General features: G+C 26.5%; 21 protein-coding genes and 2 pseudogenes. 1 reads left to right on the forward strand and 22 read right to left on the reverse strand.

The genetic code is table 11. From position 1 onward, the window contains the following. Positions 1 to 10: 10 nt before the first annotated feature. The 17 genes from AYWB_RS00845 to AYWB_RS00915 all read right to left on the reverse strand — a co-directional run bounded on the left by AYWB_RS00845 (position 11) and on the right by AYWB_RS00915 (position 12,951). Positions 11 to 622 carry a hypothetical protein gene (locus tag AYWB_RS00845; protein WP_011412462.1) on the reverse strand — a complete coding sequence of 204 codons (612 nt, stop codon included), beginning with the start codon at positions 620 to 622 and terminating at the stop codon, positions 11 to 13. Positions 623 to 661: 39 nt separating this feature from the next. Continuing rightward, the gene (locus tag AYWB_RS04010; protein ID WP_187321648.1) at positions 662 to 805 is read right to left on the reverse strand and encodes a hypothetical protein; all 144 of its coding nucleotides are present in this window, start codon (positions 803 to 805) and stop codon (positions 662 to 664) included. Further along, on the reverse strand, positions 789 to 1,421 hold the full coding sequence (gene tmk, locus AYWB_RS00850) for a dTMP kinase (protein WP_011412463.1): 633 nt from the start codon (positions 1,419 to 1,421) through the stop codon (positions 789 to 791). The genes AYWB_RS04010 and tmk overlap by 17 nt, the downstream gene beginning before the upstream one ends. Positions 1,422 to 1,477: 56 nt before the next feature. After that, positions 1,478 to 2,116 (reverse strand): YqaJ viral recombinase family protein, encoded by a 639-nt coding sequence (locus tag AYWB_RS00855; RefSeq protein ID WP_011412464.1) that lies wholly within the window; start codon positions 2,114 to 2,116, stop codon positions 1,478 to 1,480. Positions 2,117 to 2,331: 215 nt separating this feature from the next. After that, positions 2,332 to 3,252 carry a hypothetical protein gene (locus AYWB_RS04015; RefSeq protein WP_041639806.1) on the reverse strand — a complete coding sequence of 307 codons (921 nt, stop codon included), beginning with the start codon at positions 3,250 to 3,252 and terminating at the stop codon, positions 2,332 to 2,334. 94 nt (positions 3,253 to 3,346) lie between these two features. Further along, the gene (locus AYWB_RS00865; protein WP_011412466.1) at positions 3,347 to 5,602 is read right to left on the reverse strand and encodes a hypothetical protein; all 2,256 of its coding nucleotides are present in this window, start codon (positions 5,600 to 5,602) and stop codon (positions 3,347 to 3,349) included. 65 nt (positions 5,603 to 5,667) lie between these two features. Then, the gene (locus AYWB_RS00870) at positions 5,668 to 6,525 is read right to left on the reverse strand and encodes a hypothetical protein (RefSeq protein ID WP_011412467.1); all 858 of its coding nucleotides are present in this window, start codon (positions 6,523 to 6,525) and stop codon (positions 5,668 to 5,670) included. A 6-nt stretch (positions 6,526 to 6,531) separates the two neighbouring features. Beyond that, complete coding sequence (locus tag AYWB_RS00875; RefSeq protein WP_011412468.1) at positions 6,532 to 6,804, reverse strand: hypothetical protein; 273 nt, start codon at positions 6,802 to 6,804, stop codon at positions 6,532 to 6,534. Positions 6,805 to 6,823: 19 nt separating this feature from the next. Next, positions 6,824 to 8,932 (reverse strand): AAA family ATPase, encoded by a 2,109-nt coding sequence (locus AYWB_RS00880; protein ID WP_011412469.1) that lies wholly within the window; start codon positions 8,930 to 8,932, stop codon positions 6,824 to 6,826. A gap of 89 nt (positions 8,933 to 9,021) precedes the next feature. Next, positions 9,022 to 9,882 carry a hypothetical protein gene (locus tag AYWB_RS00885; protein ID WP_011412470.1) on the reverse strand — a complete coding sequence of 287 codons (861 nt, stop codon included), beginning with the start codon at positions 9,880 to 9,882 and terminating at the stop codon, positions 9,022 to 9,024. Between the two features lie 5 nt (positions 9,883 to 9,887). Further along, entirely contained in the window at positions 9,888 to 10,682 is a 795-nt protein-coding gene (locus AYWB_RS00890) for a hypothetical protein (protein ID WP_011412471.1), read from the reverse strand. A 23-nt stretch (positions 10,683 to 10,705) separates the two neighbouring features. Further along, positions 10,706 to 10,987, reverse strand: coding sequence for a hypothetical protein (locus tag AYWB_RS00895; protein WP_011412472.1), 282 nt, complete (start codon positions 10,985 to 10,987; stop codon positions 10,706 to 10,708). Then, entirely contained in the window at positions 10,980 to 11,420 is a 441-nt protein-coding gene (locus AYWB_RS00900; RefSeq protein WP_011412473.1) for a hypothetical protein, read from the reverse strand. The genes AYWB_RS00895 and AYWB_RS00900 overlap by 8 nt, the downstream gene beginning before the upstream one ends. A gap of 38 nt (positions 11,421 to 11,458) precedes the next feature. Continuing rightward, on the reverse strand, positions 11,459 to 11,602 hold the full coding sequence (locus AYWB_RS04020; protein WP_187321645.1) for a hypothetical protein: 144 nt from the start codon (positions 11,600 to 11,602) through the stop codon (positions 11,459 to 11,461). A 13-nt stretch (positions 11,603 to 11,615) separates the two neighbouring features. Further along, a complete protein-coding gene (locus AYWB_RS00905; protein ID WP_011412474.1) occupies positions 11,616 to 11,948 on the reverse strand; it encodes an HU family DNA-binding protein in 333 nt (110 codons plus the stop codon). Between the two features lie 60 nt (positions 11,949 to 12,008). Continuing rightward, positions 12,009 to 12,323: a single-stranded DNA-binding protein gene (locus tag AYWB_RS00910; protein ID WP_011412475.1), complete on the reverse strand. Its 315-nt coding sequence runs from the start codon at positions 12,321 to 12,323 to the stop codon at positions 12,009 to 12,011. A 1-nt stretch (position 12,324) separates the two neighbouring features. Further along, a complete protein-coding gene (locus AYWB_RS00915; protein WP_011412476.1) occupies positions 12,325 to 12,951 on the reverse strand; it encodes a sigma-70 family RNA polymerase sigma factor in 627 nt (208 codons plus the stop codon). A gap of 141 nt (positions 12,952 to 13,092) precedes the next feature. Between AYWB_RS00915 and AYWB_RS00920 the strand changes: the two are divergent. After that, positions 13,093 to 13,278, forward strand: a pseudogene (locus tag AYWB_RS00920) (IS3 family transposase); the annotation flags it as partial. 269 nt (positions 13,279 to 13,547) lie between these two features. Here the strand turns inward: AYWB_RS00920 and AYWB_RS03585 are convergent. The 5 genes and pseudogenes from AYWB_RS03585 to AYWB_RS04435 form a co-directional block, all read right to left on the reverse strand. Next, positions 13,548 to 13,955 carry a dTMP kinase gene (locus AYWB_RS03585; protein WP_308495558.1) on the reverse strand — a complete coding sequence of 136 codons (408 nt, stop codon included), beginning with the start codon at positions 13,953 to 13,955 and terminating at the stop codon, positions 13,548 to 13,550. A gap of 115 nt (positions 13,956 to 14,070) precedes the next feature. Continuing rightward, positions 14,071 to 14,663 (reverse strand): annotated as a pseudogene (locus AYWB_RS03870) (lambda-exonuclease family protein). A gap of 510 nt (positions 14,664 to 15,173) precedes the next feature. Further along, a complete protein-coding gene (locus tag AYWB_RS04425; protein WP_011412481.1) occupies positions 15,174 to 15,464 on the reverse strand; it encodes a hypothetical protein in 291 nt (96 codons plus the stop codon). Positions 15,465 to 15,728: 264 nt separating this feature from the next. Next, on the reverse strand, positions 15,729 to 15,890 hold the full coding sequence (locus tag AYWB_RS04430) for a hypothetical protein (protein ID WP_011412482.1): 162 nt from the start codon (positions 15,888 to 15,890) through the stop codon (positions 15,729 to 15,731). Between the two features lie 126 nt (positions 15,891 to 16,016). Beyond that, positions 16,017 to 16,346: a hypothetical protein gene (locus AYWB_RS04435; protein ID WP_011412483.1), complete on the reverse strand. Its 330-nt coding sequence runs from the start codon at positions 16,344 to 16,346 to the stop codon at positions 16,017 to 16,019. Positions 16,347 to 16,586: the final 240 nt, after the last annotated feature.

Genomic DNA, 16,586 nt, shown 5'->3' on the forward strand with positions numbered 1-16,586 from the left:
ACTCCTTTTTTTATTTTTTAATTATATTGATATTAGAAAAAGGGATGAATTTGGCGGTAATTAAGTTTTGTAAGAAATTATTGGCTGAATTGGAAAATAAGTTAATTACTTGATTAATGCCTTGTACTTTTCCTTGATTAATTTTATTGTTTAGTCTTTGAGTTTCTGTTTCATTGTTAGTTAATAAATAAAACTCAAAACGTGTGTCTAATTTTTTTAATTGTTGTCCTTCTACCATGGCTTGTTTATAGCGGTCTCGGAGACAGGTTTTGAAATTAAACGCCATTATTCGTTTAGTTTCTGTGAATAAAACTAAATCAAATTTAATGTCTGGGATGAAGAATAAATAAGCCTGTGGGTATAAATTGATGATTCCTTTGTTTTGAAAATATAATAAAATGAGGTATTCATTGATTTTACCACGGATTACTTTTTGGCTTTGAGAGTTATGTTGTTTATTATTAAGATATTCGTTTAGGAGTTTGTGGGTTTTTATCATATATTCGTTAAATGGTTTGTTGAATAAAGATGTTTGGATTATTTGTTTCGTGATGTTAACACACAAAGATTGTTGATTCAAAATATTGATATTTTTAAAATGTAAATTAGTTAATTGGTTCATGTAAGCAAATTCCTTTCTAAATAAAAAAAAGACTCTTAATTAGAGTCTTTTTAGGGTTTTAAATTTAATTTTTTTGGTACGCCATTGAATAGTTCCATCTTTTTTAATAGTTTTGATTTTGCCGTTGCTATAATGGATATATAAATTGCCGTTTTGACATTTTTTCTTAATTATTATTGCCATTCTTTATTTCTCCTATTTTTTTGATAATGTATTGTTGATTAAATTTAGCATCTTTATCATTCATATTGTTTAAAATAATTTTAGTTCCTATGTTTTGTTTTTTCAAAAATTCAAAATATCCCTTTTCTACTTGTTGAAAATAAGTTAAGGAACTAGTTTCAATCACATCTAATTGATGATTCTTTTGATTTATTTTGCGTTCCAAACCTAATTGAGGATGAATTTTTAGATAAATAGTGATATCAGGTTTGATGAATTTTTTACTCAAATTGTTAAAAATGTGATAATTTTTGTCAATTTTTGAAGGATATACACGATAGGCAAAATTAGAACCTAACCAACGGTCAACTAAAATGATTTTGTTTGTTTTTAATTGGTGTTTGATACATTCTTCTTGGGTTTGAATCATGTTGGCAAAACTTAAAAAATATCTAGTTAAATTATGTAAATTATTGTGGGTTAAAAACGTTTCACGTATAGAATTCCCGATTGTAGAACTTCCTAATCCGCGAATCACCACCACTTCATTACCTTGTTTTTGTAATTCTTGTTGAACGCTTTTTATTAGACTTGTTTTTCCGCTACCGTCAAGTCCTTCGAAGATAATTAATTTCATTTTATGCTCCTTTTTAAAAATTTGGGTATAAAAAATAGACTCTCGTGATGAGAGTCTTAATTAAAATTTATTTTTTTTAATTTTTTTAAATAAGTTGTTTGTGATAATTCTTGTTTTGCTTTGTGTAGCAATTCTAAATATTTTTTACCATCTGCAATCATTTTATTAATGAAGTTATTGTCTTGGTAAATGCGAACTACATGATAATTTGTGTTATTGAAATAAACTAAAAAGTAAGCAAAATTAGCTTGACTACAATAGAGTTGGCATTGGACTTGGGCCCAATAGTTTAAAGGGACTTTTTGGTAGGAAAAGAAACCATTCCAAGTGGGGGAGATGTTGTTGTTTTCATCAACATAAGGGCATTTGATTTCTAACAAAGTGTTGGTTTTAGAATTATATCCATCAAGTGATGCAGAAAACATTTTGACTTCATCATCCGTAAAGATTGTATCAGGGAAGTTTAATTTAGTTGTTTTTTCAAAGAAACTGCGTGCTAGTGGTTCAGTTTTATTGCCGTGTTCAGTGTATTTATTGCTTGTGAAAGTTGTGCCGAATATTTTATCATGAACTAATTGTTCTAAGGTTCTGAATTTATCATTTCCAGTGATGCTACCTATTTCTGATGCATTAATGTATTTTTGTCGATGTTGGTACCATTGTGATGTTCTTTGGTTTAGATTAGTTATTTGCATTTTGATGCTCCTTTTTAAAATTGGGTATAAAAAAAGACTCTCATGATGAGAGTCTTAATTAAGATTTATTTTGCTTAATTTTTTAAATCAAAATATTGGCCTTTAAAACGTTTTAAAAATATAGTTTGATATAATATTCAAATAATTATTTTAAACGTCATTAAGGGGCAAAATAATGCGTTTAAAGGGTATTAGGATTTTTATTAATTGTGTTTTTAAATACTTCTTGATCTTGATTTAGGGTTTTGTTCTGGTGGTTTAATGTTAAATTTCTTAGTATAAAGGGTGAGGTATTTTTTTACTGGGTTGAAGTGAAGATAGCAAACATTTAAGATTGTATGTCCATCTTGGTCTTCTTTGTTTGTGGGATATCGAACTTCATCCATGAAAAAGTCTTTATCTTCTTCTAGCAGGTATTTGGGGCCTTCGTAGTTGATGTAAATATAGTGATTTGATGAGTCTTTAATAGGACTATGAGGGTAAAATTGTGAGTCTTTGTATTTGTTGTTTGTGTGGAAAAAACCGAAATCAGAGCGATGGTGGTCGAAAAGGGGTTTCTTCCATTTGTCGAAAGGATAAAGGTCTTTGATGTAAAAAGGTAGGTCAGTTGGTTCGTATTCTTGGTGGTGTCCGCGTCCTAAGCCAGCGATACCATAGAAGGTGTATTTTCTTTTAATCATCGGTGTTCCTTGGATTTTAACCTTGGAACCATCTTCTTTAACTTCTTCAAGTATTATTTCACTTGCTTTCATAGTTTTTAGTTTTTCTTTATTTTCTTCACTATAATCAATTCTGTATGAGGGTATATATTTATACTCTCCCTTTTCATCTCTACCACTTTTACTTTCTGTTTCAAACCATTCATCGTAAGTTTCTGTTTGGGAGGTTTTAATTGTATGTGAATCACTTTGATTGTTTGTTTTGACTTTCATATACCAAATGAAAGAAATTATTCCGATTACCAACGCACCCAAAAATAATTTAATATAATAAAAAAATATTGTTGATTTTAAATTGATTTTTGTAATTCTTTTTTTATTTTGTTGAGTTTGATAAAAATACATACACAAGGGGATTGTAACAACAAAAAGAAAGAGCAAAAATCCTATAATGATTAATTTATGAAATAATTCCATATTAAAAATACTTCCTTTTTTTATTAACTTAGCTTGACTTATAATTATTTTAACATAAACAAAAAACAATAATGCAAAGAAAATTGCATTATTGTTACCACCAACGTTTTAGAGCTTTCCATGCGTCTATTACTTCATTTACAACCACACCAGTAGCAGCACCTACAACCATGCCTACGGGTCCACCTAAGGCGCCTATCGTAGTTGTTGTTTGGGTGATGTCGGATTTAGCTTGCCAATCTTTATTTTGTAATTCTAGTTTTTCTTTGTCGGTGGTTAAGTCTTGGTTTTTGTTGTTTAATTCAACAATCTCTTTATCTAATTTTTCTTTCATTGTTTTGTGGGATTTTTTTGCTAATTCTAATTCATTTTTTAATTTATCAATTTCATGTTGTAATTCTTTGTTGGTTTCACCTAATCCACTATTGGCTGATTCTAACCCTTTAATTGTTCCTTCTAATTGTAAAATCTTTTTACCTTGTTCAGCGAAAAGATTAATTTGTTGTTCTAATTGAATTGTTAATCTTTTGATTTCTTGTGATTGTTGTTGAATATTTTGTTGTAGTTGAGTTATTTCTTCGTCTTTTTGTTTGATGATTGTTTGTAATTGAGTTTCATTGGTTTCTAAGGTTTTAATTTTACCTTTTAACTCTTTTATTTGTGATTGTTTTGTGTTTAATTGTTTAACCAAAACTTCATCAGCATTATTGTTTTTAACTAATTCATCTTGTATTTCTTTCATTTCTTTTTCAAGTTTTTCGTTTTCGATTTTAGATGTGTTTAGTTCTTGTTTGATTTTGTTTAAATTGTTAGTATACTTTTCTTTGAGGTTTTTGTTTTCTAATTTCAAAGTATCAATTTCACTTCTAAAACCTTTTTCTTTTGTTTCTAGTTGTTGCATTTCATTTTTTAATGTTTTGATGTAGGTTTCTTTATTGTTTAGTTCTTGTTTTAGAGTGTCATCAGGTTTTTGGTTGGTAATTAAATCAGTGCATTCTTGTTGATATTTATTTAATTCTTGTTGTTTTTTGGTTAATTGTTGTTTAATTTCAGATAAATCATTAGTTTTTTGTTCTAATATGGATTTATAATTATTGATTTTTGTTGGTGGTGGAGTTTCGCTTACATTATGACTAAATTGAAACATCCAATCTGTTGGACTTTGTGTAGTATTGTATATTCGGTGTATTACATTTAGGTCTTTGTCTTTTATGTAGAAAAAATTAGAGTGAAAATCAAATTGAATATAGTAATACTTGACGTTGTTAATTTTTATTTCTAAGCTATTTATTGTTTGTTTATTTTCTTTTTTTTGGGGTTGGTTAGGATTGAATGGTTTTAATTCAACTGTAAAAGGCTCGGTAGAATAATATATTGTTTGGTCAATAACTCTTTTGACATTTTTTAAATCTAGGTTTGATGCTATTTCATTAGCTTTAATTTCACAGTTATTTTCCCATTCATCAAAAAGTTGTGTTAAATTATTTAATTCTTGTTGTAAAGAAATTTGTTGATTTGAAAGACTAACTAATTCTTGGTTAATTTTATTGATTTGTGTTTGTTTAGTTAATAATTTTTCTTGTAATTGTTTAGTATTTTCATTGTTTTTTGCAATTTGTTCTTTTAGTTTTTGGGTTTCTTGTTCAAGTTCAGAAACCATGTTTTTGTAATTTGCAATTTGTTTTTGGATTTCTTCCAAAGTTTTTAAATGTTGTTCTCTTAAGTTTGTGGTTTCTTCTTGTTTTTGGGTTAATTGTTGTTTTAGTTTATCTTCATTTTGTTTTAATTGTTTGATTTCTTCTTCTTTAAGTAATAATTGAGCTTGATAATTGATTTGACTTTGTTCAATGTTGCTTCTTAAATTATTAATTTCAACATTTAATTGTTTGATTTCGTTTGTTGATAAGTTTTTCTGGTCTATTAATTTTTGTTCTTTGTTTTCTAATTCTATTTGTTTTTGTTCAATTTCAATTTTTAATTGATTTACATCTTTAATATTTGAAGCTAATTGTTTTTCTAAAGTTGTTATTTTTTCTTTTGATAAAATCAACTCGTTGTCTTTTTTTACTATTAATTCATTCTGGTTTGTAATATTATTTTTTATTACTTCGATTTCTGATTGTAATTTATTTTTTTCTTCATCGGATAAATCTTTAGTTTGTTGGAGTGTTGTTTCTTTAGTTTTAAGTTGAGATTGTAATTCAATTATTTTTCCTTCAAGGGATAATTTTTCTAGTTGTTGAGCTTGAAGGTTAATGTTTAAATATCCCTTTTCGGTTTCTAAAATCTTTTGTTTTTCTCTTTCTTGTTGAATTATTTTTTCTATTTGTTGTTGAAGTTCAGGATTCAATAAACTTTTTGTATTTTTTTCTTTTTGTTTTTGGATTGGTTGTTGAGGGGTTTGTTTAGAATCCCTTAATTCAGTTGTTTTTTTTTTAATTCTTTGGTTTTTTCTATTCTTTCATTAATTTTTTGTTCAATTTCTTTTGGGGTTTTTCCTTCTTGAGAAAGTTTTGTTGCATATTCTGTTAAATCTTTTTTTAGTTTTGTTTCTTCTGCTGCTTTGATAGCATCTAAATCATAAACTTCTACTAAATTTGGGGGTGGAGTTTTGGCTTTGGGGGTTGGTTCGTTAAAATACCAAATTATTCCTGTATAAATAGCTGTTGCAATTAATATTGTTACACCTAAAAAAGGTCCTATAACAGGAATTCCAAGACAAAATAACCCCAAAATGAGGCCAAATGCAATAATAATACTATTAAATATGTAAGTAATTAGTTTCAAAGGAAATCCTAACCATTCTAAAAAATTCTTACCGCGTTCATTTATATAATGAGCCAAATCTTTGGTTTTTTCCCAAGCAGCTTTAGCCATTGGTCCAATTTTAGCTGCTGATTCAGGGAAGAATTTAGAAATTATTAACCATATTGCCCCTCCAATTAGTGTGATTAGTAATAAAGTAAGGATTGGTTTTGTGATTTTTTTGATTATTTTTACAAACCAATTATCTTGCTTTTGTTGGGTTTCAACAATTATTTTTGGGGGTTTTGGATTGTTTTTGGTAATTTGTTTTGGAGGTTTTTTGATTATAGGTGATTTTGTAATTGTTTTTATTTGAGGTTGAATTATTTTTGATTTTTTTATAGGTATTTTGGTTAGTTTTTTTGATGGTGGTTGTTTAATAAGGGATTTTGTTTTGGGTTTTTTTACATTGGGTTTATTTGGTGGTTTTGGTTGGGATTTTTTTGTGATAATTATTTTTTTAGCCATATGATTTTACTCGCTTTCTTTGTTGATTTCATTTAATTTATTCATTATTTCTTTATTTTCATTATTTATTTTATTAATTAATTCGGTTTGAGTTTGGTTTAAATTTTTATTTATATCTTTAAAATCTTGTTTCGTTTCTTTTTGGAAATCAGTTAAAAAAGCATCGACTTTATTGATATTAGAATTAATGTTATAATAACAAATACCTAATATTATAATGATAGAAAATAACATCAGAATAAATGGAAAAATTGCTTTTTGTTTGGCTTGTTGTTTCATTTTTCAAGTTCTCCTTATTTTATTTATTTATATTTTCTTTAGTGTTAAATTTCTTAGTATAAAGGGTGAGGTATTGTTTGGCTGGGTTGAAGTGAAGATAGCAAACATTTAAGATTGTATGTCCATCTTGGTCTTCTTTGTTTGTGGGATATCGAACTTCATCCATGAAAAAGTCTTTATCTTCTTCTAGCAGGTATTTGGGGCCTTCGTAGTTGATGTAAATATAGTGATTTGATGAGTCTTTAATAGGACTATGAGGGTAAAATTGTGAGTCTTTGTATTTGTTGTTTGTGTGGAAAAAACCGAAATCAGAGCGATGGTGGTCGAAAAGGGGTTTCTTCCATTTGTCGAAAGGATAAAGGTCTTTGATGTAAAAAGGTAGGTCAGTTGGTTCGTATTCTGTGTGTTTCCCTTTGCCTAGTCCGTTTAACCCGTAGAAGGTGTATTTTCTGTTTACTTGAGTATTATCTTTAGAGGGAGTTAAGTATTTTAATAATCCTTGCTTCCATTCTACATATTGGTCTTCGCATTCTTTTCTTCTAGCTTTTTTTTCAGTGTCAGAAATTTTAACGTTTTGGAAAGTGTTAATAGCTTCATCTAGGTCTGAAGGCAACATGACTTCGTGGTTGGGGTTTTTACGTTTGTGTTTTTTGGCTTTAATATAAGCGCTATCAATTATTTTTTCTTTTAAATTTCTAGTAGAATAATTTTTGCCTTTACATTTGTTAGCGATTTCTTTTAAATAAAGATAAGTGTGATAACTAATTTGATAATCACCTACCAAAAATTTTAAAAATCCTTCAATTTCATCATCTTTTAATAAATCAATTTTAATTTCTTTGCTAAATCTACTTCTTAAAGCACTATCAATTTTATCTAAATGATTGGTAGCTCCCATTAAGACAATTTTTTTATCACTTCTTTTGAATCCATCTAATTTAGTTAATAAATTATTAACAATGTTGATGCTTGTTTTGTTAGATTGATTATCTTCGCGATTAGCTAGTCCACTAATTTCATCAATAAAGATAATGGTTTTTTCGTGTGATTCCGCTTCTTGCCATATTTTCTCTAATTCTTCATTACCTTCACCAACGTAAGTCTTATCAAATCTTGATGGCTCTAATTCAATATAGTGTATACCTAATTCATTACATAAAGCTTTAATTAAAAAACTTTTTCCTGTTCCTGGGGGTCCATATAGTAAATATCCTCTAGGGATTAATTTATCAAAATTAACCATATCGGAACCATTATCTTGAAAATATTCAATTAAATCTTCTAATTCTTCTTTTTCTTGTTTCATGCCGTATATATCAGAAAACATAATTTTTTGGTTTTTGGGTTGATAAGAATTATTGTTTTGTAAAGATTTGATTTCTTCTTGCAATTGTTTAATTTGTTTATCAAAATGTATTAATTGACCATCTAAGAACAAATCATAACTTTTTAATTTTTGGAATTCTTCAGTATTGTCTTTGTTTTGAATCATTAAGTCTTTAATGATATTCTTATTAGCGTAATTCAAAGACATCACTTCTTGTAAAGTTTGAAGTTTTTTGGTAATAAATAAATTATTGCTAGTTTTGATAATTTGAGAAGTGGTTGTTTTAATTTGTTCTTGAGATTTTGATTTTGTAGTTAATAATTGTTTTTTTTGTTCTATTAATTCCAAAGTTTGTTTATGAATTGGTTCTTTTTTGTCGTTAATTTCTTGTATTTTTTCGTTTAAAGTTACTAATTCTTGTTGTAATTGGGGTTTTTCTTCTTCTTTTAAGTCTTTATTTTGGAGGTTGTTTTCTTTATCTTCTTTGGTGGTTGTTAATTTTTTAAGTTCAATATTGAAATCACTTATTAACTCTAAATTTAATTTAATTTGTTGAGTTAATTGTTCTATTTGTTGATTTCTTTGGTTATTTTCGTTAATTTGAGCTTCGTTAGTTTTTTTTAACTCTTCGAGATATTTTGATATTTCTTCAAAAGATTTGTTTTGTTCGGTTGAAGGATGATTATTTTGAAATAAATTATTATTGTTATATTTTTTTAGATAAAATCCATAAATCCATAAACCTAAAATGGCAAAACCACATACAACTAACAAATTTAAATAAATTTGTTTTAATTTCATATTAGTTCCTTTCTTTTATTTTTTTTATTCAACATCATAATATAAAGTACGATTTTGTCCAGAACGTTTTTCATATAAATCAATTTTTTTTAAAGATTTAATATGACTATTCGACCACACATTCCTTCTTGAATATAATTATAAAAAGGCAATTTTAAGACAAAATCATAATTATGAATGTAAAAAGGTTCTTCAATTTTTTGATTAATTGGGTAAACAGCTACAATTTTATCTTTTTGAATATCTTTAATAATGATTTTATCTATTGCTAAATAACTAGGACCACCATAATTAGTTCCTTTATCATATATTATTTCTAAATGATAATTTTCGGGAGTAAAAGAAGTTGATTCTGGTATATAAGGTCTGTTATTACTCCAAAAAAAATACAAATCAGAAGCGCCGTTACCCATTTGAGTTAAAGTATCTAAATTATAAAGATTATTTTTTCCATCTCTGGTTCCTCCATCAAAATAAGCTAATAAAAAATCTTTAGGAGGAGGTTCTTTAATGCGGTATTGAAAATCAATTTCATTATTTAAAGAATTATTATTGTAAAGAGCATAACTAAAATTACTTTTAAAATTTTTATTAGGAAAATGATAATGAAGCCATCCTAAGGCGTCTTTGATATTGCTGTTTTCGCCTAAATGAACATTATAACATTTCATATTATCTATTTCTTTTTCTTTTATGGGGATGATTTTATCATAAAAATAATTATCTATTTCTTTAGATGAGAGTTTAAAAGCAGAATTAATTTTTTTTAATTCCGTATTTTTATTTGATGATTGTTCAACAGACAAAAAAACATTGTTTTTGTCTGTTGAATTGACAGGTTGGATAAAGTCATATTTTGGAGGTTGATAAATAATATTTGCAAATCCAAATCCGATTAAAACACAAAGAAAACAAATAAAGATTTTTTCAATAAGTGTTAATGTAATCATTTGTTTTATTGGGTTTCTAAATTAGTTATTTGTTTTTCGGTATTTTCTTTATATTTAATTAAATATTGTTTTAATTCAGAAGAAATTTGAGGGTCTTGTAATTCTTGTTCAATGACATTCTTTTTTGTTTTTAAATTAATGAGATTCACTTTTTTAGTTATTTGTTCATTAATGTTTTTTATGTTGTTTTGATTTTGTGTTTTTTGGTTTTCTAAAGCAGTTTTAGTTGCACTATTTAAATCAGATTGCACTAATTTTTGGTCTAATTGTGTAATATTAACAATATTTAATTCTTTATCTTTTAATAATTTTTGATATTTAATAATTTCTTTTTCTTTAAGTAATTTTGTTTCTGTAAGCGAATGTTTTTCTTCTAATTGATTTGTTGTTTTGATTTTATTATCAATTTCTAAAATTTCTTCTTCAGATTTTTTTAAGAATTTTTTTAAGAATAAATCAATTTGTAATTCTTTTTTTTGTTGGGTTTTTAATTTGACGATTTGTTCTATTACTTGTTTTTCTTGAGGAGATAAACTAGGCTCTTTTAATTCTTCATTTTTAATAGTTATTTCTTCATTTAATTGTTTAATTTTGTCATTATAATCATCAAAACAATCATTATTATTGGTTTGAAATATAGTGTTTTTGTTGACAATAATTTCATAAACAGGTTTTTTTAGATTTTTAAAAAAATAATAACCAATTCCTCCTGTAGTTGCAATTATCATTGTTAAAAGTAAAAAGAGATTGAAAAAATATCTTTTATTAATAATATTTTTTGGGTTTTTTTTAATTTTCATTTGAATTAATTTTCCTTTCTTTTTTAATTATTTTCTTGATTTATTAAGGTTTCTAATGGGGTATTTTCCTTATATTCTTGTTGGTTTGAAAATTTTTCATCGATATCCTTTTTTAAATCTTTTATATTTTTTTGATTGTTTGAATTTGGGGTTTCATTTTCTTTTGTTTTTCTTTTAATTGGGTAAGTATCGTTGGGATTGAAAAGTTGAAGAAAACTGAAAAAGAGATATTTAAATACAAAACATAAACCAGTAACAAATAATGCCCCCGATACAAAACCAATAGTAAAATTTGAATCAGTCATTTTGATTTTCCTTTCCGATTGGTGTGTGGTTTTTTTGAGATTTTAACAATCTTTTTCTTTCTTTTTTAAATTGCCAAATGGCTACTTTATGTTTTTGTTGTTCTATTTGAGATAATATTTCTTCTTGCGAAGTCTTTATTTGTTCTAGTTTTTGGAGTAATAATTGTTCTTGATGTTCTTGTTTGGATGATTTATTTTCTAAATTTCTTAGTTTTCTTTTGGGGGAAAAGAGACCAAGGAACTTATTTTTGATAAAAACAATTGGTTTTTTAATTAATTTAAAAATAGGTTTAAAACCAGTAACTATTAATATTGTAAATAGAGTTGTTTGGATTCCATCCAATCTTCTTTCCATGATTTCAGCAGTGTTAAATCCTTTAGTGTAATTTAATAAAAAATTGCTAATTATTACAAATATTGAAAAAATCCACATTATTTCCTACTTTCTTAATAATTTTTTATAAATTTTATTCATTTGTTTTTAGATAATTTCTTTTTATTTTTAAAGGTTTTATGTAAATGATGTAAATTTATCCATTTACCTTTGGGAGTTTTGGCAGTTGAACGGTCTTTAAAGTAAGTTCCTCGGTATGCTTCAGTCATTGCGTCGCTCATGTTATTTCTCCTTTTATTTTAATTGAAGTTTTTTGACTTCGTCTTTGATTGGTTTTGACATTTTAAAACTAACAACCGTTTTTGCAGGTATTTTTAAATTTTTACCAGTTCTTTTGACTGTTTTTTTTCCTGTTTGTTTATTGATGATGAATTTAGTTTCGGGTGTTATGTGGGCTTTTCTAGTTTTTAAGATGAATTTGCCAATTTTAGAGGATAAAACTACTTCTTCATTTGATGTAATTGCTTTAATTAGAGCATTCTCAAATGAATTGTAAAACTCTTCGGTTTGGGTTATTGAGGTTTTATTTACCTCAGCTATTGATTTAATTAATTCTTTTTTATTCATATTTTTTTCTCCTTTTGGTTTATAAAAAAAGTCCCTTTTGGGGACTTAATTGTATTAATATTATTTGGATTTGTTGTCTAAAAAGATGACGTTTTGGATAATTACTTTGGTGGTGGTTCGTGTTTTACCTTCGTTGGTGGTATATTTTTGGATTAATAATGCGCCTTCTGCATATATTTTTGAACCTTTTTTTAAATATGTACTCATGTTTTCAGCTTGATTACGAAACACTACACAAGGGATGTATTGCACTTTATCCTTGTTGTTAATTGCTAAATTGAAATCTATTTTTGGGATTTGTTCGTTGTTGCTATTGATATATTGTTTTTCTAGGTTATGGGAGATATTACCGATTAATTGGACTTTATTTAACATTTTATTTCTCCTTATTTTTATAATTTGGGTTTAGTTTTTTGATGGCGTCTTTTTTTAAGTTTTCTATTTGTTTTAAAGTTAAATTTAGTTTTTGGGCGATTGCATGATTGGATAGGGGTTGTTGATTAGGTTTGTTGTTGTTTTCTAATGAGATACCAAAATTTAAACAAATAACATTGAATTCATTTTTACTTAGTTTAGTTTTTAGTTTTTTTATTAATAATTCATGTTTTACTTGTTTTAGCCATAATTGATGCGGATTAAGGATTTTATCCCAATTAGGTTGTTTGTATTGTTCTTCTTTAAAACTGATATTGTTTGGTTTGGTTGTTTTTTGGGGAATTGAAGGTGAATGGCTTTTTCTTATTAGTTCATTGATTGCAAATTTTATTTTTGGAGTTGCATAAGTAACAAAGTCATAACCTAAATCTTGGTAATTATTTAGAGCTTTGATTAATCCTAAAATCCCTTCTTGATATAAATCCTCCTTAGTTAAAACTTTAGGGTAATATTTAAAATGATAAGCTAGTTTTTTTACTAAAGGCAAATGAAGTTCGATTAATTGATTACGAATTTCTAAATTCTTTTTATTTTTTAAAAAATCTTTAAATAATTTTTGTCTTAACATTCAATTCCTCTCTAAAAACATTTTTTTAGAAAAGATATGAAATTATTTTTCAGTCTTGAAACAAAAAAAGACTAACTTAATAGTTAGCCTTAAAGAATTTTTAAAAAGTAAAAAGTGTCTAAACTTTTGGAACACCTCACTGTAATTGAAAACTTTTTCGGCCAAATGAAAACTATCTTACAACATCAACATCCTTTTTTATTTCAAAAATCACCTGAAAAAGTTAAAAAAATAATCAATTATTTCGCCAAATTTTGGAACAATCAATGGATTTTAGCTAAATTAAATTATTCATCACCTTCTCAATATTGTCAAAATTTTAGATAATAATTTTTTATTTCAAATTTTCAACCTTGAAAAAGGTTACTTTTTGCGTATTTTTTAATCAAAATAACATAATTACGTAAAAAAATAATTATAATTTCATTTTCTTACCACTTTTTTAACTTTTTTTACCTAACTATATAGTGTAAATATAAAATATGACAAAAAAATATCTTTTCAAACTAATGAATTATTAAAAGTTTTAGAAACTTTTTGAAATTTTAAAAAAATAATTCCTTAGTTTGAAAAGATATGAAATTATCTACTTAATTTTAAGTCTTAAAGAACAATTTTAAAGACAAAATTTGTCTAAAAAAACGTAACAGTGCAGGCTTAATAAATTGTTTATTAAGTAAATTAAAGAACTGATAATTTTTATCAATATTGTGGGGATAAGTTTGATAAGCAAAATTATAACCTAACCAACGATCGATTAAAATAATCTTGTTAGTGTTTAAATATATTTTAATTATTTCTTCTTGAATTTGAACCAAATTGGCGAAACTAAGAATATATCTAGTTAATGGTTTTAATTGGGAATTAGTTAAAAAGATATCACGAAGAGGTTGGTCGATGGAGGAACTACCTAAACCTTGTAGAGTAATTAACTCGTGGCCTTTTTTTCTAACTTTTTGAATTAAAGTCGTTTTGCCGCTGCCATCTAGACCTTCAAAGATAATTAATTACATTTTTTTCTTTGAATTGAAACTTGGGCATAAAAAAAGACCTTCAATTTTGAAGGCCTTAGGGTTTTAATTATTATTTAAATTTACTTAATCGTTTTAAATAAGTTGTTTAAAATAATTTTTGTTTGGCATTATGTAGCAATTCTAAATATTTTTTACTATCTGTAATCATTTGATTAATGAAGTTATTGTCTTGATAAATACGAACCAAATGATAATTAGTATCGCGGAAATAAACTAAGAAATAAGCGAATTGAGCTTGACTACAATAGAGTTGACATTGGACTTGGGCCCCATAGTTTAAAGGGACTTCTTGGTGGGAAAAGAAGCCATTCCAAGTGGAGGAGATGTTATTGTTTTCATCCACATAAGGACATTTAATTTCTAAGAGAGTGTTGGTTTTTTCATTATAACCATCTAAGGAAGCGGAAAACATTTTTTATTTGTCATCTGTAAAGATGGTATCAGGATAAATTAATTGGGTGGTTTTTTCAAAGAAAGTTCTAGCCAAAGGTTCGGTTTTGTTTCTGTGTTCGGTTATTTTTTGCTTGTGAAAGTAGTAACAAAGATTTTGTCATAGACTAGTTGATTTAAGATTCTAAATTTATCATTACCTGTGATACTACCGATTTCGGAAGTGTTAATATATTTTTTTCGATGTTGGTACCATTCTTTGGTACGTTGGGATAATGTAATTTGCATGGTTATTTTTCTTTCTTAAATAATGAGATGATATATTGGCCTAAATAATAAATAAATTTAATTAATATAATGTAAAAATTTAAAAAGAAAATCAATTAAACATAAGAGATGAGGTAGGAATAATAAATAATGGTTAATAAAGCTAAATTAAGCCATTGGTTTTGATTATTAAAAAATAATTACTTATAGCAGCAAACCAATTATTTAATTTTGTTAACCAAGTATTAATTAGGTTCCACATGATTATTAGTTTTAATAGTGGTTAGATATTGATAAAATCTAACTACGATACCTTTCCTTTAACCTTTGGATGCTTAATTGATAAGTAAAAAGATAGAATTTGATTAAATAATTAATAAAAATTAAAGGGATTAAAAAAATAAAGATAATTATGTTGATGGATAAAGATGATAAGATATTTTTAATAAACATATTTTAATATTTCCTTTCTTTTTTAAGTATTGGGTAATAAAAAAGACCCTTGTGAAGGGTCTTTGGATGATATTTTAATTAAGAATCGAGGATATCTGGTTTTTTAGGTGGTCGGGTTGTTTCTAAAAATTGATAATAAGTTCTTGTTTGCCAACGATCACCACCAGAACAACAATCTTTGCCATCGATATACCAATTATCAGAAAACAAACCTTCTTCATATTTATAATAATGTGTATTACCGTTTTCATCATAAAGTGTTTTAGATGAACAACTTAATTTGTTTCTAATTGTTTCTCCTTGGTAGGTACATCCATATTTGATATAACATTGGTTTAACCATGCAATATAATCTTTTTGATATTCCATTAAAATATCTCTTTTTGGTTTTGTATCTTGACAAGTAATCCGATATATTTTATCTTCATTTTCAAAAGTATTTTCTAATAAATTAATAGCATATGAAATATTAATTTCTTTATAAGTGGGTTCGATAATAGTTATAGGATTATTGCCACTTTTAGATTCTCTGTTATATTCTCCTTCATAAGCATATAAATTGTTGGCTCTTTTCCAATCTCGGATGTCTTTGTAGGGGTTAAGAGAGTCTGGGAGATTAATGTGGATTACTTGTCAAGATACAAAAACAAAAAGATAGATTTTTTTAGCGCCATTGGAAAGTTTTAAGAGGTCTTCGATATTTTCTTGTTGAGGTTTAATGATACGAATCCCATCATCAAAATAAATGGCGTCAATATCAATTTCATGGAAAGTTCTTGATGGTAAAGGTGCCACTAAACCAGTATTAGGTGTGATGTTGCAACATCCTAATTTGATGAGTTTGGGTTTTTTGATAATGTTGTTGTTGATTAATTATTTCTTCTTTATTTTGACCGACGAAGATATTGATACTATTAATTTTTATATTAGGTTTATCTTTGTTAGGTTTTTGTTTGGCATCCCAAAAGATAAAAGCTTCTTCACAATGGCGATTTTGTATTTTATGAGATCTTCTAAGGTGTAATTATAATCACCATAAGGATATTCTATTTTAAAAGGGTTCGTACGTGGCTTAAAATAAATTCCTAAAAGGTCTTTTGATGGATTTTTGAGGTACCAATGTATCTTTGGGTCGTTATACAAATTATATGAAGGTGGTATATAGTTATAAACGGATGCTGAAATATCGTAATATTTTAAGATATTAGGGATATCTTCTTTATCAAGAACGTTGATGTCGTATCTTTTCATTTTTGGTTCGACGTTTAACCATTCTTGTTGAAGGGTTTGGTAGTCAGCGAGTTTGATTTTAGATTTTGTTTGTTTGTGAAAATAGTTATGGGCGAAAATAGGATTAATGAATAAAATAGTGATTAATAAAGAAAGGGTTATAAAAACTTTTTTAAGGATTTGATTTTAATCATGATTTGTTTGCCTCCTTTTGGGGTTTAGTTTAATGGCTTATCCGTGTTATTTTTGTTGTTTGGGTAA

The organism is Aster yellows witches'-broom phytoplasma AYWB (genome assembly GCF_000012225.1).
Classification (GTDB): Bacteria; Bacillota_I; Bacilli_A; order Acholeplasmatales; family Acholeplasmataceae; genus Phytoplasma.

Bases quoted from the DNA above. Each gene is read 5' to 3' on its own strand.
- AYWB_RS00845 (WP_011412462.1), bottom strand. From the start codon at position 622: ATGAACCAATTAACTAATTTACATTTTAAAAATATCAATATTTTGAAT.
- AYWB_RS04010 (WP_187321648.1), bottom strand. From the start codon at position 805: ATGGCAATAATAATTAAGAAAAAATGTCAAAACGGCAATTTATATATC.
- tmk (WP_011412463.1), bottom strand. From the start codon at position 1,421: ATGAAATTAATTATCTTCGAAGGACTTGACGGTAGCGGAAAAACAAGT.
- AYWB_RS00855 (WP_011412464.1), bottom strand. From the start codon at position 2,116: ATGCAAATAACTAATCTAAACCAAAGAACATCACAATGGTACCAACAT.
- AYWB_RS04015 (WP_041639806.1), bottom strand. From the start codon at position 3,252: ATGGAATTATTTCATAAATTAATCATTATAGGATTTTTGCTCTTTCTT.
- AYWB_RS00870 (WP_011412467.1), bottom strand. From the start codon at position 6,525: ATGGCTAAAAAAATAATTATCACAAAAAAATCCCAACCAAAACCACCA.
- AYWB_RS00875 (WP_011412468.1), bottom strand. From the start codon at position 6,804: ATGAAACAACAAGCCAAACAAAAAGCAATTTTTCCATTTATTCTGATG.
- AYWB_RS00880 (WP_011412469.1), bottom strand. From the start codon at position 8,932: ATGAAATTAAAACAAATTTATTTAAATTTGTTAGTTGTATGTGGTTTT.
- AYWB_RS00885 (WP_011412470.1), bottom strand. From the start codon at position 9,882: ATGATTACATTAACACTTATTGAAAAAATCTTTATTTGTTTTCTTTGT.
- AYWB_RS00890 (WP_011412471.1), bottom strand. From the start codon at position 10,682: ATGAAAATTAAAAAAAACCCAAAAAATATTATTAATAAAAGATATTTT.
- AYWB_RS00895 (WP_011412472.1), bottom strand. From the start codon at position 10,987: ATGACTGATTCAAATTTTACTATTGGTTTTGTATCGGGGGCATTATTT.
- AYWB_RS00900 (WP_011412473.1), bottom strand. From the start codon at position 11,420: ATGTGGATTTTTTCAATATTTGTAATAATTAGCAATTTTTTATTAAAT.
- AYWB_RS04020 (WP_187321645.1), bottom strand. From the start codon at position 11,602: ATGAGCGACGCAATGACTGAAGCATACCGAGGAACTTACTTTAAAGAC.
- AYWB_RS00905 (WP_011412474.1), bottom strand. From the start codon at position 11,948: ATGAATAAAAAAGAATTAATTAAATCAATAGCTGAGGTAAATAAAACC.
- AYWB_RS00910 (WP_011412475.1), bottom strand. From the start codon at position 12,323: ATGTTAAATAAAGTCCAATTAATCGGTAATATCTCCCATAACCTAGAA.
- AYWB_RS00915 (WP_011412476.1), bottom strand. From the start codon at position 12,951: ATGTTAAGACAAAAATTATTTAAAGATTTTTTAAAAAATAAAAAGAAT.
- AYWB_RS04425 (WP_011412481.1), bottom strand. From the start codon at position 15,464: ATGGAATATCAAAAAGATTATATTGCATGGTTAAACCAATGTTATATC.
- AYWB_RS04435 (WP_011412483.1), bottom strand. From the start codon at position 16,346: ATGAAAAGATACGACATCAACGTTCTTGATAAAGAAGATATCCCTAAT.